The following is a 14,353-nucleotide window of genomic DNA, read 5'->3' as shown; positions in this document are numbered from 1 at the left end:
TCGGCGTAGCCGGCGCAGCCGGGGCCGACGAGGTTCGCGGCGGGGTCCATCATGGCGTCGGCCGAGGCGGAGGGGGCCATGCTGGCCTCTGCCGACGGCGATGCGCTCTCGGGGCCCGCCGTGCTGCTCTCGCTCGCCATGCTGCCCGAGGTCGTCTCGGTCTCGTCGGTGCCGCCGCAGGCCGCGAGGCCGAGCATCGAGACTGCTGCGATCCCGAGGATCGAGAGGTTCCTGCGCTTCGTGAGTTCCATGCTTCTCCTTCGTAGGTGAGCGGTCCACCGCCCACTGTGTCCGACGTTCCCGACGCTGGACTTCCCGCGCCGATGTCTTACTGGTCCTTCGGTGGCACGTCGCGGACAGATGGGTGCCGGGACCATGTGAGGAGCGCCACAGGTACTGCCGACGAACCTGCTCAGGGTCGCCGGCCAGGACCTGCTGTCAGGCCGCCGGTGTGATGTGCGCGTGGAGGGCGGCAGGGTCGTGGGCCGGTCGTGCCCTGATCATCGCGCTCCGCGTGTCGAGGACGCACCTGCGCTGGCGAAGCAGGAGCGGGACCACATCACCGAGGGCATCGCCGACCTCGAGAAGGCACGCGCACAGCTCGACCGCGTCATCGGGATCTCCCTGTACCCCGACCCGGAGCACTGCGCCCCCCTCCGTACCGGACAGCGCCGCAACCGGTCTGGGTCCACGGTGCGGTCCGGTGGTCACCCGATGCCGGGATCACCGACAGGAGACCGTCCCTCCCGGTCGGGCTCCGGCGGGCCGCGCCGACCGATTCAGCGGAGCGCCAGCGCGAGGCCCAGCATGGCGAGGGCGAGGACGGGAAACAGCCAGTTGGTGACGTGGACCAGGATCCTCGCCCCTGCCCCGGTGCCGGCCGTGGTGCCCGACAGCGGGTCGATGATCTCGTCGTCGTCCGCAGCGCGGGAGGACCGGACGGTATTGCGTACCGACAGCACCACCATGACGAGGGCGGTCCCGATGAGCCAGGGAGAAGGATCGATGGCCAGCCACGCGTCGGAGGGCTGCGTCGGTGCGACGACGGCCGAGAGGACACCTGCGACGGCGCAGATCGCAGCGATCGCGATGCCTACCCAGAGCCGTCGGACGACGGCGTCGAGATAGAGCGGCAGGAGGGCCACGAGCACCACCGGTGTGGCGAGAAGCGCCAACTGGGCGGGGGACACCAGGAGTAGCTCCTGCTGAGTCCACGCCGTGACCGCCTGGTTGAAGAGCAGGAAGGCCAGGAGCCCCAGCAGGGACGGCCAGAGTGCCTGTCGGACCCAGTCGTGTCCGGGTGCGGCGGGGAACTCGAGGGCAGCGGCGTAATCGCGGGCGGGTCCGAAGGCTTCCTCCGCCGGTTGGCCGGTGTCGCGGAGAAGCTCCCGGGCGCTCGCCACGGTGTCGCCGATGGCGCTCCCGTGGACCTGCCGTAGCCGGAGCTCCACGACGAGCTCGTCGAACCACTTCTTGTCGCTGGTCTGCTGCATCATGGGGAGATCTCCTTCTCGGGTCGTTCGGGATCGAGGTAGTGCACGCTGGAGGCGACGAAACGCCTCCAGTCGGCGCTGAGCCGGGTGAGCTCTGCCCGGCCCTGCTCGGTGAGGGCGAAGTACTTGCGGCCGGGACCGCCGTCGCCGGCGCGCCACTCGGTGGTCAGGAGCCCGGCCGCCTCGTAGCGGGTGAGCAGCGGATACAGGGTCCCGCCCTTGATGGCACCGAACCCGTGCCGCTCGAGTTCGCTGATGATCGCGTACCCGTAGGAGGGTCCGCCCGACAACGCTCGCAGGGCGAGGAATCCGAGGGTCGCCCGGAGCCAGTCGCTGGGCCAGTCCACGCCATCCGTGGCGCGCACATCGGGGGTGGAGGTGCTCATGACTAGATTGTCTCTCTAAGTAGTTAGCCTGTAAAGCCCCCGCCCCGGCACCCTGCCCGGCCTCGTTGCCGGCGCCGGTCCCCGTGACAAGATGAACCGGTGACTTCCGCTCCGTCCGGCCACGCAGTGTCCGACCCCCGCCTCACCATCCGGCCCGTCCGCACCGAGGACTACGACGCCGTCCGCCGCATCACGCGCGACGCCTACCTCGAAGCCGGGTACTTCGCCGACGATGCCCACCCCTACATGGCGGTCCTGTCCGATATCGAGCACCGCGCACAGCACGCCGAGGTCTGGGTCGCCGAGCGGCACGGCACCGTGGTCGGGTCGGTCGCGCTGACGTTCGCGGGCCAGCGGTACACGGACATCGCCGTCGAGGGCGAACTGGAGTTCCGCATGCTCGCCGTCGATCCCTCGGTGCAGCGGGGCGGGGTCGGCCGCGCGATGGTGGAGCGCATCGTCGAGCATGCGCGCACCCTGACCGGCATCGAGGCCGTCAGCCTGACCAGCGGCTCCGAGATGGTGCGCGCCCACCGCCTCTACACGTCGATGGGCTTCGTCCGGGTGCCGGAGCGGGACTGGGAGGTCCCCAACGAGGACATCCTGCTGTGGGTCTTCCGGCTGCCGCTCCAGCCTCCGCGTCCCGTCGTCGAGCCGCCCGCCGCCATGCCGGACGCGCCACGCGACCGCACTAGACTGGACGGAGAAACCCACCTCCGACTTCCAGGGGAGATCCATGGCTGAGATCAACCGGGACGACGTCGCGCACCTCGCGCGTCTCGCCCACATCGACATGACCGACGAGGAGCTCGACCGCATGGCCGGAGAGCTCGCCGTGATCGTCGAGTCCATCAAGACCGTGAGCGAGGTGGCGGGCGACGACGTCCCGGCGACCAGCCACCCGATCCCGCTGAGCAACGTGTTCCGCGAGGACGTCGTGGGGGAGACCCTCAGCAACGAGGAAGCGCTGCTCGGCGCGCCCGACAACGCCGACGGACGCTTCAAGGTCCCCGCGATCCTGGACGGGGAGTAACCCATGACCGATCTGATCCATCTCTCCGCCGATGTCCTGGCCCGGAAGCTCGCGGCGCAGGAGGTCTCCGCCGTCGAGGTGACGCAGGCCCACCTCGACCGTATCGGCGCCGTCGACGGTGCCATCCACGCCTTCCTGCACGTGAACACGGACGAGGCACTGCTCGTCGCCGCGGAGGTCGACAAGGCCCGCGCCGACGGCGATGCCCTGCACCCGCTGGCCGGCGTCCCCATCGCGGTCAAGGACCTGATCGTGACGAAGGGCCAGCCGACCACGGCCGGTTCGAGGATCCTCGAGGGCTGGCAGAGCCCCTACGACGCGACCGTGGTGAAGAAGCTCCGTGCGGCGAGGATGCCGATCCTCGGCAAGACGAACCTCGACGAGTTCGCCATGGGGTCCTCGACCGAGCACTCCGCGTTCGGCCCCACCCGCAACCCGTGGGACCTGGACCGCATCCCCGGCGGATCCGGCGGTGGTTCCGCTGCCGCGGTCGCCGCCTTCGAGGCGCCGCTGGCCCTCGGCACCGACACCGGCGGCTCGATCCGCCAGCCCGGCGCCGTCACCGGCACGGTCGGCGTGAAGCCGACCTACGGCGGCGTCTCCCGCTACGGTGCCATCGCCATGGCGTCCTCCCTGGACCAGATCGGTCCCGTGTCCCGCACCGTCCTCGACAGTGCGCTGCTGCACGAGGTCATCGGCGGGCACGACCCGCACGATTCGACGTCGCTCACCGACCCCGTCGGCGCGCTCGTCGAGGCCGCTCGGATGGGCCAGGTCGAGGGCATGCGCATCGGCGTCATCAAGGAACTGCAGGGCGAGGGCTACCAGGCCGGCGTCCTCACCCGGTTCCACGAGTCGCTCGACCTGCTGCGTTCGGCGGGCGCCGAGATCGTCGAGGTGTCCTGCCCCAACTTCCGCTACGCACTCGAGGCCTACTACCTCATCATGCCGTCGGAGGCCTCCAGCAACCTCGCCAAGTACGACGGCGTGCGGTTCGGCCTGCGGGTGGTGCCGGACGGCGCCCCCACCATCGAGCGCGTCATGGGCGCCACCCGCGCCGCGGGCTTCGGCGACGAGGTCAAGCGCCGGATCATCCTCGGTACCTACGCGCTGAGCGCCGGATACTACGACGCCTACTACGGCTCGGCGCAGAAGGTCCGCACGCTCATCCAGCGGGACTTCGCCGCCGCCTTCGAGCGGGCCGACGTGCTCATCTCGCCGACGGCGCCGACCACGGCCTTCAAGCTGGGGGAGAAGCTCGACGATCCGCTGGCCATGTACCTGAACGACGTCGCCACCATCCCGGCGAACATGGCCGGAGTCCCCGGGCTGTCCCTGCCCGGCGGTCTCGCCGACGAGGACGGGCTCCCCGTCGGCATCCAGCTCCTCGCCCCGGCGCGCCAGGACGCGCGCCTCTACCGCGTGGGTGCGGTCCTCGAGGCGCTGCTCGAGGAGACGTGGGGTGGCCCGCTGCTGGCCAAGGCTCCGGCCATCACAGAGAGTGCAGGTGGAAAGTAATGACTGCTGGAACCGACGAGGTCCTCTCCTTCGAGGAGGCCATGGAGAAGTACGATCCCGTGCTCGGGTTCGAGGTCCACGTGGAGCTCAACACGCGGACCAAGATGTTCTCCTCCGCACCCAACGCCTTCGGTGACATCCCCAACACCAACGTCACGCCGGTGGATCTCGGCCTGCCCGGGGTGCTGCCCGTGGTCAACGGTGTCGCGGTGGAATCCGCGATCAAGATCGGCCTCGCGCTGAACTGCAGCATCGCCGAGAAGTGCTACTTCGCGCGGAAGAACTACTTCTATCCTGACACCCCGAAGAACTTCCAGACCTCCCAGTTCGAGGATCCCATCGCCCACGACGGCTTCCTCGACATCGAGCTGGCCGACGGCACGGTGTTCCGGGTCGAGATCGAGCGCGCGCACATGGAGGAGGACGCCGGCAAGCTCACCCACATGGGTGGCTCCACGGGCCGCATCCAGGGCGCCGAGTTCTCCCTCGTGGACTACAACCGTGCCGGCGTCCCGCTGATCGAGATCGTCACCAAGCCGATCGAGGGCGCAGGATCGCGGGCCCCGGAGCTGGCGAAGGCCTACGTCGCCGCGATCCGCGAGATCGTCAAGAACCTCGGTGTCTCCGATGCGCGCATGGAGCGCGGCAACGTGCGCTGCGACGCGAACGTCTCCCTGCGCCCGCACGGCCGGGAGAGGTTCGGCACCCGCACCGAGACGAAGAACGTCAACTCGCTGCGCGCCGTCGAGCACGCCGTCCGCTACGAGATCCAGCGGCACGCCGCCGTCCTCGACACCGGGACGGCGATCCTGCAGGAGACGCGGCACTGGCACGAGGACACGCGTTCGACGACGTCGGGCCGTCCCAAGTCCGACGCCGACGACTACCGCTACTTCCCCGAGCCGGACCTGGTGCCGGTCGTCACGAACGAGGCGTGGATCGAGAAGCTCCGCGCCGAACTGCCCGAGCCGCCCGCCGAGCGCCGCAAGCGCCTGCAGGCCGATTGGGGCTACTCCGACGCCGAGTTCCGGGACGTCGTCAACGCCGGCGTCATGTCCTCGATCGAGGACACCGTCGCCGCCGGCGTCAGCGCCGCCGTCGCCCGCAAGTGGTGGATGGGCGAGATCTCCCGCCGTGCGAAGCTCGCCGATGTCGAGCCCGCCGAGCTGGGGGTGACGCCCGAGCTGATCGTCGAACTAAACGCGCTCATCGAGTCGGGCAAGATCAACGACAAGCTCTCCCGCGACGTCCTCGACGGGGTCCTCGCGGGCGAGGGGACACCTTCGGAGGTCGTCGAGAAGCGCGGCCTCGCGGTGGTGTCCGACGACGGACCGCTGCTCGAGGCGATCGACGGAGCCCTCGCGGCGCAGCCCGACGTCGCGGACAAGATCCGCGGCGGCAAGGTCCAGGCCGTCGGGGCGATCGTGGGCGGTGTCATGAAGGCGACGCGCGGCCAGGCCGACGCCGGCCGCGTGCGCGAGCTCATCCTCCAGCGCCTCGGCGTCGAAGGCTAGCCCCGCACCCGAAGGACTCGGACGAGGGAGGGCACGATGGCGCTCATGCCGGTGGCAGAGATCGACGTCGTGCCCTCCCTCGTCGTCTCGCTCCTCGAGCAGCAGCACCCCGACCTCGCGGACCTGCCGCTGCGCTTCGCGGGCAACGGCTGGGACAACGCGATCTTCCGGCTCGGCGAGGACCTCCTGGTGCGGCTCCCGCGCCGCGCGGTCGCCGAACCCCTCATGGTCGAGGAACAGCGGTGGCTCCCGGGACTGACTGCAGGCCTCGACGTGCAGACGTCGTCGCCCGTGCGGCTGGGCGGGCCGGGCGAGGGGTATCCGTGGCACTGGTCGGTGAGCCGCTGGATCGCGGGCGGGAGCGGACTCACGGTCCCCCGGGCGCGCCGGGGACCGGCGGCCGCTCCACTCGCGCGGTTCCTCGTCGCCTTCCAGCGTCCTGCCCCGGCGGGCGCCCCGGTGAGTCCCGTGGGGCGGGGCGGTCCGCTCACGGCGCGCAACGAGGTCGTGCGGGAGCGGCTGGCATCCCTCGCCGGTGATCCGGACCTGTCCGCTGCATGGGATCGGGCGGTGGCTGCTCCCGCGTGGGCAGGCGTGCCGCTCTGGCTGCACGGCGACCTGCATCCCGCGAACGCGGTCCTCACGCCCGAGGGCGGGCTGGCCGGCGTCGTCGACTTCGGGGATCTCTGCTCGGGGGACCCGGCCACCGACCTCGCGGCGGGATGGCTGTTCTTCGACGCAGCCGGTCGCTCCGCGTTCCGTTCGGAGGTGGAGCGGCTGCGTCCGACGGACGAGGCCACGTGGGACCGGGCGCGCGGCTGGGCCGTGAGCATCGGCAGTGCGGTGGCGGCGTCGTCCGACGATGCGCCGGATCTGCACACACTCGGCCGGGAGGCCCTGGCGGAGGCCTGCGCCGACTGACCCGGTGCCGGTGCCGGCCCGGCTCGACGCCGGACCCGCGGGGTTCCACGGCGGGCTCGGCAGTCCGCCGAGGCCTGCCTCCGCAGAGCGCTGATAGTGTTGCTGCGGGCATATCCCGCCCGGCACTCGTCCCGCTAGGACGCCCGGCCCACTCCGCCGGAACCGCAGCGGCATGGAAGGAACTGTCCAGTGAAGGCGCTGTACAAGTCCGGGGCACACCCCGGTCTCGAACTGGTCGACCGGCCCGAACCCGACGCAGGGTTCGGCGAGGTCAAGATCCGCGTGATGACCACCGGCATCTGTGGCACCGACCTCCATATCGAGAGCTGGGACTCCTGGGCGCAGGGCATGATCTCGGCGCCGCTCATCCCCGGACACGAGTTCTACGGCGAGGTCGTGGCGCTCGGCGACGGCATCCGGGACGTCCGCATCGGTGACCGTGTCTCCGGTGAGGGCCACATCGTCTGCGGGACCTGCCGCAACTGCCGCGCCGGCCGCCGCCAGATGTGCATCCGCACCTCGAGCGTCGGGGTGCAGCGCGACGGCGCGTTCGCCGAGTTCGTCGTCGTCCCCGAGACCAACGTCTGGGTCCACGACGCGACCGTCACGCCCGATCTCGGTGCGGTCTTCGATCCGTTCGGCAACGCCGTCCACACCGCGCTCAGCTTCCCCCTCGTCGGCGAGGACGTCCTGATCACCGGCGCCGGGCCGATCGGCCTCATGGCCGTCGCCGTCGCCCGCCACGCCGGAGCGCGGAAGATCGCGATCACGGACGTCTCGGCGCCGCGACTGGAGCTCGCCCGCGGCGTCGGTGCGGACATCGCCATCGACGTGAGCCGCATGCGGGTCGCCGACGCGCAGCGCGAGCTCGGCATGAAGGAGGGCTTCGACGTCGGGATGGAGATGTCCGGCCACGCCACGGCCCTGCCGGAGATGATCGACAACATGAACCACGGCGGGCGCATCGCGATGCTCGGCCTGCCCTCGGGCCCCATCTCGATCGACTGGGGCAAGGTGGTCACGCACATGCTCACCCTCAAGGGCATCTACGGCCGCGAGATGTTCGAGACCTGGTACGCGATGAGCGCCATGCTGCAGTCCAACCGGACGCTGCGCGACGCCGTCTCGTCGGTCGTCACCGACTGCCTGCCCGCCAGCGAATGGAAGCAGGGCTTCACGACAGCGCGCGACGGCGCGAGCGGCAAAGTGGTCCTCGACTGGACCACCTTCTAGGGAAACGGGAACACCATGTACTCAGCAGTCCGCGACCAGCTCGCCGGCGAACTCGACGACATCCGCACCGCCGGCCTCTTCAAGCACGAGCGCCGCATCTCGTCCCCGCAATCGAGCCACATCATGGCCGGGGCGCTAGACGCCGGGGACGCGGACGTCCTCAACTTCTGCGCGAACAACTACCTCGGCCTCGCCGACCATCCCGACATCATCGCGTCGGCGAAGAACGCGCTCGACGAACGCGGATTCGGCATGGCCTCGGTCCGTTTCATCTGCGGCACCCAGGACCTCCACCTCGAGCTCGAGCACCGGGTCTCGCAGTTCCTCGGCACCGAGGACACCATCCTCTTCTCCTCCTGCTTCGACGCGAACGGCGGCGTCTTCGAATCGCTGCTCGGCGCTGAGGACGCCGTCATCTCGGACTCCCTGAACCACGCGTCCATCATCGACGGCATCCGGCTCTCGAAGGCGCAGCGCTTCCGCTACGCCAACCGCGACATGGCCGACCTCGAGGCGAAGCTCCAGGAGGCCGCCGGGGCGCGGCGCCGTCTCGTCGTGACGGACGGCGTCTTCTCCATGGACGGCTACCTCGCGCCGCTCGAGGCGATCTGCGACCTCGCCGAGCGCTACGACGCGATGGTCATGGTGGACGACTCGCACGCGGTCGGCTTCATGGGCTCCACCGGGGCGGGGACACCGGAGCACGCGGGCGTGGCGAGCCGTGTCGACATCTTCACCGGGACCTTCGGCAAGGCGCTCGGTGGCGCATCCGGCGGGTACGTGGCGGCCAGGGCCGAGATCGTCGCCCTGCTGCGGCAGCGCGCCCGCCCGTACCTCTTCTCGAACTCCCTCGCGCCGTCGATCGTCGCCGCGACCCTCACGGCGCTCGACCTCGTGCAGAACAGCGGGGAGCTCCGCGGAACACTCACCGCCAACGCGGCGCTGTTCCGGCGTCGGATGACGGAGGAGGGGTTCGACCTGCTCGAGGGCGAACACGCCATCATCCCGGTGATGTTCGGTGACGCCGTCCTCGCGGCGCGCACCGCCGACGCGATGCTCGCGCACGGCGTCTTCGTGACGGCCTTCAGCTACCCCGTGGTGCCCAAGGGTGCAGCGCGCATCCGCGTGCAGCTCTCCGCCGCCCACACCGACGAGGACATCGAGGCCTGCGTGCAGGCCTTCGTCGCGGCGCGCGACGACGTCGCGGGGGAAGGCGCGGGGGCCGAGGCCGCCGGTGCTCCGGGCGCACACGTCGGCGGCGCCTAGTCCTCCTCCACACTCCGGGAGCCCCGGCGGCCGTTCGGGGGAGCGCCCACCTAAGATGACGGCATGAGCTCCCTCGAGTGTGACGTCCTGATCGTCGGCGGCGGGATCGCCGGCCTCTCCCTGGCCTCGGCCCTCGCCCCGTTCTCCAGCGTGGTGCTGGTCGAGGCGGAGGGCACGCTCGGCTACCACACGTCGTCGCGCTCGGCCCGTCAGCTCATCCCCAGCTACGGACCCGGACCCGTCCAGGACCTGACGCGCCGCACGCTCGACCTGCTGGACGGCGTGCAGTCCTCCACCGGCCTGCCACTGACGGTGCCGCGAGCCTTCCTCCTGATCGGTACCGAGGACGAGGTCGACGCCGCCATGAACGGGTCGATGCGGCGCGTCCCGCACGCCGAGGCCCTGGCGCTGTGCCCACAGCTCCGCCCGGACGCCTTCACCGCAGCCGCCATCGACACGGACTGCGTCGGCACCGACACCGATCTGCTCCTCGACTACCACCGCCGCCGTGCGGGCGACGACGGCGTCATCATCCTCACCGGTGCCGAGGTCACCTCGGCGCACTACGACGGCGCCGGCTGGAGCGTCCGGGCGGGCTACCGACCCATCAGCGCGGAGGTCGTCGTGAACGCCGCAGGCGCCTGGGCCGACGGTCTCGCCAATGTCTGCGGTGTCGCGCCGCAGGGCCTCGTTCCCCTCCGGCGGACCGCCGCGATCGTGGCGGCCACCCATGCGCCACCCGTCGGGACACCCATGGTGGCGGCAGCCGATGACGCCTTCTACTACCGGCCCGACGCCGAGGGGATCCTGATCTCCCCGTGCGAGGCGGAGCCTGCCGAGCCGGGTGACGCGCAACCCCACCCGGGCGACGTCGAGCGTCTCATCGACCACCTGGCAACCGTCACCGATCTCGGCATCACCGGTGTCGTACGGGCCTGGACCGGGTTGCGGACGCAGTGCGCGTCCGGCCTGCCGGTCGTCGGGTTCGACGCAGCACATCCCGGCTTCTTCTGGCTCGCCGGCCAGGGCGGCTACGGTTTCCAGACCTCCTCCGGCATCGCCGAGCTCGCGACCATCCTGCTCACCGGGGCGGACCCCGAGGATCTCGGCGCCGATCCGGTCCGGATCAGGGCTGCGGCGGAGGCACTCCGCCCGGCATGACCCCCAGCTGATGTCCGCGCCCCGCGCAAGGGACGGGCACCGCCGGGCCCGGGGATCCGGAAGCGGCGTCCGTTCCGTAGTGTGGGTCCTCGACACCGGCATGATGCCGGGAACACAGGCGCCGCCGCGGGCGGCACGGAGAACGGACGTGCAGCATGTCGGCAGGCGGAGGCAACAAGGCGATCATCGCGGCCCTCACGGCGAATCTCACCATCGCCGCCCTCAAGTTCCTCGCGTTCGCCCTCACGCGATCGTCGTCGATGCTCGCCGAGGGCATCCACTCGGTGGCGGACTCCGGCAACCAGGTGCTGCTGCTCGTGGGCGGCAAGCGGTCGAAGCGCCAGGCGAGTGCCGAGCATCCGTTCGGATTCGGACGCGAACGCTACATCTACGCCTTCATCGTCTCGATCGTGCTGTTCAGCGTCGGCGGGCTGTTCGCGCTCTACGAGGCCTACCACAAGTACCAGGACCCGCACCCGATCGAGGGCTCCTTCTGGTGGGTGCCGCTCGCGGTGCTCATCGGGGCGATCGTCGCGGAGTCGTTCTCCCTCCGCACCGCCATCCGGGAGTCCAACCACACCCGGGGGGACATGGGCTGGGTGCGCTTCGTCCGGACGGCCAAGGCTCCCGAGCTGCCCGTCATCCTGCTGGAGGACTTCGGCGCGCTCATCGGACTGCTGTTCGCGCTGTTCGGCGTCTCCATGACCCTCCTCACGGACAACGGCCTCTGGGATGCCGCGGGCACGGCGATGATCGGCCTCCTGCTCGTGGCCATCGCCGCCGTCCTCGCCGTCGAGACCAAGAGCCTGCTGCTCGGCGAATCCGCGTCGGCGTCGGACGTCGCGAAGATCGAGGAGGCCATCGGCAACGACGGAGCCACGCACATCATCCACCTGAAGACCCTCCACCTGGGCCCCGACGAGCTGCTCGTCGCCGCGAAGATCACGGTCGGGAGCCAGGAGAGCGGAGCGCAGATCGCCGCCGAGATCAACGACGCCGAACGGCGCATCCGGGCGGCGGTGCCGATCGCCACGGCCATCTATCTCGAACCGGATCTCTACGTCCCCGAGGCCGGGGTGACGCCCTCGGCGAACGGCGGCTCCGCCCGCACCCCGGCGTCCGGCGACGGGGGTGGGCAGGTCTAGGATGGGCGCATGAACGTCATCGAAACACGTCTTCCCGGCATCGGAGTGCGGCGCGAGATCGTCACCGGCTCCGGGCGCAGGGTGGGCATCGTCGCCCAGCGCGACGGCGATCTCGACCTCATCATCTCCAAGGCCAACGACCCCGACGCCTGCGTCGCCTCGATCCCGCTGACGCCGGACGAGGCCGCCACCATCGGCAACCTCCTGGGTTCGCGGCAGCTCGTCGCGCAACTGACGGAGGAGCACCGGGACCTGCCGGGCGTCTCCACCCGGCAGTTCCTCATCGAGCGCGGTTCGCCCTTCGACGGACATCCGCTCGCGGATACCCGGATGCGCTCGCGCTCCGGAGCGTCCCTCGTGGCGGTGCTGCGCTCGGGGCAGGTCCAGGCATCCCCCACGCCCGACTTCACCCTGGCCGCCGGCGATCTGCTGGTGGTGGTGGGAACCTCCGAGGGCCTCGACGCCGCGGCGGACATCCTGCGCAACGGCTGAGCGGCCCGTGCACACCACCGCCCTGACCCTGATCGAACTCGGCGCCATTCTCCTGTTCCTCGGTATCCTCGGGCGGCTCGCCGGCCGGATCGGACTCTCGCCCATCCCGCTGTACCTGATCGGCGGCCTCTTCTTCGGGCAGGGTGGGTTCATCGAGCTCGAGGGTGTCATCGAGTTCAGCGAGGTCGCCAGCGAGATCGGCGTGGTCCTGCTCCTGCTGATGCTCGGGCTCGAGTACACCGCGAAGGAGCTGGTCACCGGCCTCCGGCAGTCCTGGCTCGCCGGGATCGTCGACTTCCTGCTGAACTTCACGCCCGGTGCGCTCGTCGCGGTGATCCTCGGGTGGGGTCCGGTCGCCGCCCTGGTGATGGGCGGCGTCACCTACATCTCCTCGTCCGGCATCGCGGCGAAGGTCATCAGCGACCTCGGCCGGCTCGGCAACCGCGAGACCCCCACCGTGCTGGCGATCCTCGTCTTCGAGGACCTTGCCATGGCCATCTACCTGCCGGTCCTCACCGCCGTGCTGGCGGGACTCAGCTTCGCGGGCGGACTCGGCACGGTCGGTATCTCGCTCCTCGTCGTCACGCTGGTGCTCGTGATCGCCCTCCGCTGGGGCAACGTGGTCTCCGCAGTGGTGGACAGCACGGACCGCGAGGTGTTCCTCCTGACGCTGATCGGTGCCGCGCTCCTGGTCGCCGGCCTGGCCTCGGCGCTGCAGGTCTCGGCCGCCGTCGGCGCGTTCCTCCTCGGCATCGCCATCTCGGGGGCGACGGCGGAGAACGCCGCCCGGATCCTCGAACCCCTGCGCGATCTCTTCGCCGCGATCTTCTTCGTGGTGTTCGGCCTGAACACCGATCCGGCCTCGATCCCGCCCGTCCTCGGCTTCGCCCTGGGTCTGGCGCTGGTCACCTCGGCCACCAAGATCGCCACCGGGTGGTGGGCTGCCAAGCGGCAGGGGATCGGGCGGCTCGGCCGTGCGCGCGCGGGGACGGCGCTGGTGGCGCGGGGCGAGTTCTCGATCGTCATCGCCGGGCTCGCCGTCGCGTCGGGGGCCGTGATCCCCGAACTGGCGGCTCTCGCCACCACCTACGTCCTGCTGATGGCCGTCCTCGGCCCGGTGCTGGCCCGCCTCGCCGAGCCGGCGATGGAACTGCTCGACCGGGCGCCGAAGCGCAGGCCGCGGCCCGTGACGGTCTGACGCCCGCGGACATCCGCCCCCGGCGTCAGGCCGCGGGCCGTCACCTCCCGACGCCCGCGGACATCCGCCCCCGGCGTCAGTCCTCCAGGATGCGGCCGATCGGCTCGAGCTTCTCCGCCTGGAAGGCGTCCTCCTCGCGCCCGTACGCCCAGTAGCCGGAGAGGGACACCTGCTTCTTCTCGAGCCCCCGACCCTTGAACAGCACGTCCCGCAGGGCCTTCATGGCACCGCGCTCGCCGTGGACGAAGGCGTCGACCCGGCCCTCGGGCCACGCACCGGCGGCGACGGCGTCCGCGAGGAGCGTCGTCGTCCCGGCGGCCCTGCCGTCGCGCAGCAGCCAGTGCACGGCGAGTCCGTCCGGTGCGTCGAGCGGGATGATCTCCGCGTCGCTGTCCACTTCGAGGTAGGCGTGCCCGACGGCGGTGTCCGGCAGGGCGTCGATGCCCGCCGCGATCGCGGGGAGGGCGGAGTCGTCGCCGACGAAGAGGTGCCAGTCCGCGGTCGGGTCCGGAGACCACTTCCCGGACGGCCCCATGAGCACGAGCGTGTCGCCGGGGACGGCCGCTGCCGCCCAGGGGCCGGCGATGCCTGCGTCACCGTGCACCACGAAGTCGATCGCGAGCCGCTGCGTGCCGTGGTCGAGCCAGCGGATCGTGTAGGTGCGCTTCACCGGCCGGTCGCCGGAGGGGAGCTCCTGCTTCAGTGCCGCGAGGTCGTACGGCGGGACGAGTCCCAGCTCGGGCCTCGCGAACAGCAGCTTGGCGTACTTGTCCGTCGCGTCGCACTCCTGGAGGTCCGCGAAGCCCGGTCCGCCCGCCACCACCCGCACCAGGTGGGGGCTCAGCCACTGCGTCCCGACCACGGTGAGGACGGCTTGCGGCCTCGGGGGCTTGCGGGGCGCCAGGGCCTGCGGTGCGGGATCGGTGGGACCGGCAGGGTCGGGAGACGCCGAGGTGGGAGCGGGGGAGGATGAGGGCATGGGGCGGGACTTCT

General features: G+C 70.9%; 14 protein-coding genes and 1 pseudogene. 11 read left to right on the top strand and 4 right to left on the bottom strand.

Annotated elements, in window-relative coordinates:
* The 3 genes and pseudogenes from ASF21_RS14495 to ASF21_RS14480 all read right to left on the bottom strand — a co-directional run.
* Positions 1–251, bottom strand: a pseudogene (locus tag ASF21_RS14495) (fasciclin domain-containing protein); the annotation flags it as partial.
* A 528-nt stretch (positions 252–779) separates the two neighbouring features.
* Positions 780–1,496 (bottom strand): hypothetical protein, encoded by a 717-nt coding sequence (locus ASF21_RS14485; protein WP_055772767.1) that lies wholly within the window; start codon positions 1,494–1,496, stop codon positions 780–782.
* Positions 1,493–1,879: a PadR family transcriptional regulator gene (locus ASF21_RS14480; protein ID WP_055772765.1), complete on the bottom strand. Its 387-nt coding sequence runs from the start codon at positions 1,877–1,879 to the stop codon at positions 1,493–1,495. Before ASF21_RS14480 ends, ASF21_RS14485 begins: the two co-directional genes overlap by 4 nt.
* 99 nt (positions 1,880–1,978) lie before the next feature.
* Between ASF21_RS14480 and ASF21_RS14475 the strand changes: the two genes are divergently transcribed.
* The 11 genes from ASF21_RS14475 (at position 1,979) to ASF21_RS14425 (ending at position 13,360) form a co-directional block, all read left to right on the top strand.
* Complete coding sequence (locus ASF21_RS14475) at positions 1,979–2,623, top strand: GNAT family N-acetyltransferase (RefSeq protein ID WP_082471605.1); 645 nt, start codon at positions 1,979–1,981, stop codon at positions 2,621–2,623.
* Complete coding sequence (gatC, locus tag ASF21_RS14470; protein WP_055772762.1) at positions 2,616–2,912, top strand: Asp-tRNA(Asn)/Glu-tRNA(Gln) amidotransferase subunit GatC; 297 nt, start codon at positions 2,616–2,618, stop codon at positions 2,910–2,912. Before ASF21_RS14475 ends, gatC begins: the two co-directional genes overlap by 8 nt.
* A gap of 3 nt (positions 2,913–2,915) precedes the next feature.
* The gene (gatA, locus tag ASF21_RS14465; protein WP_055772758.1) at positions 2,916–4,430 is read left to right on the top strand and encodes an Asp-tRNA(Asn)/Glu-tRNA(Gln) amidotransferase subunit GatA; all 1,515 of its coding nucleotides are present in this window, start codon (positions 2,916–2,918) and stop codon (positions 4,428–4,430) included.
* The gene (gatB, locus tag ASF21_RS14460) at positions 4,430–5,944 is read left to right on the top strand and encodes an Asp-tRNA(Asn)/Glu-tRNA(Gln) amidotransferase subunit GatB (protein ID WP_055772755.1); all 1,515 of its coding nucleotides are present in this window, start codon (positions 4,430–4,432) and stop codon (positions 5,942–5,944) included. The genes gatA and gatB overlap by 1 nt, the downstream gene beginning before the upstream one ends.
* A gap of 36 nt (positions 5,945–5,980) precedes the next feature.
* Positions 5,981–6,865, top strand: a complete 885-nt coding sequence (locus tag ASF21_RS14455; RefSeq protein WP_055772754.1) for an aminoglycoside phosphotransferase family protein — start codon at positions 5,981–5,983, stop codon at positions 6,863–6,865.
* Positions 6,866–7,054: 189 nt separating this feature from the next.
* Positions 7,055–8,098, top strand: a complete 1,044-nt coding sequence (gene tdh, locus ASF21_RS14450) for an L-threonine 3-dehydrogenase (protein ID WP_055772751.1) — start codon at positions 7,055–7,057, stop codon at positions 8,096–8,098.
* A gap of 15 nt (positions 8,099–8,113) precedes the next feature.
* Positions 8,114–9,364: a glycine C-acetyltransferase gene (locus tag ASF21_RS14445; RefSeq protein ID WP_055772747.1), complete on the top strand. Its 1,251-nt coding sequence runs from the start codon at positions 8,114–8,116 to the stop codon at positions 9,362–9,364.
* A gap of 63 nt (positions 9,365–9,427) precedes the next feature.
* On the top strand, positions 9,428–10,525 hold the full coding sequence (locus tag ASF21_RS14440; protein WP_055772744.1) for an NAD(P)/FAD-dependent oxidoreductase: 1,098 nt from the start codon (positions 9,428–9,430) through the stop codon (positions 10,523–10,525).
* A gap of 155 nt (positions 10,526–10,680) precedes the next feature.
* Complete coding sequence (locus ASF21_RS16595) at positions 10,681–11,670, top strand: cation diffusion facilitator family transporter (RefSeq protein ID WP_157365926.1); 990 nt, start codon at positions 10,681–10,683, stop codon at positions 11,668–11,670.
* Positions 11,671–11,679: 9 nt separating this feature from the next.
* Positions 11,680–12,162 carry a cation:proton antiporter regulatory subunit gene (locus tag ASF21_RS16990; protein ID WP_055772741.1) on the top strand — a complete coding sequence of 161 codons (483 nt, stop codon included), beginning with the start codon at positions 11,680–11,682 and terminating at the stop codon, positions 12,160–12,162.
* A gap of 7 nt (positions 12,163–12,169) precedes the next feature.
* Entirely contained in the window at positions 12,170–13,360 is a 1,191-nt protein-coding gene (locus ASF21_RS14425) for a cation:proton antiporter (RefSeq protein ID WP_055772738.1), read from the top strand.
* Positions 13,361–13,436: 76 nt separating this feature from the next.
* Here ASF21_RS14425 and ASF21_RS14420 read toward each other — a convergent pair whose 3' ends face one another.
* Positions 13,437–14,339: a siderophore-interacting protein gene (locus ASF21_RS14420; protein ID WP_082471604.1), complete on the bottom strand. Its 903-nt coding sequence runs from the start codon at positions 14,337–14,339 to the stop codon at positions 13,437–13,439.
* Positions 14,340–14,353: the final 14 nt, after the last annotated feature.

It is taken from the genome of Arthrobacter sp. Leaf234, from assembly GCF_001422665.1.
In the GTDB taxonomy this organism is placed as follows: Bacteria; Actinomycetota; Actinomycetes; order Actinomycetales; family Micrococcaceae; genus Arthrobacter_D.
This window is presented reverse-complemented; position numbering and strand designations above follow the sequence as displayed.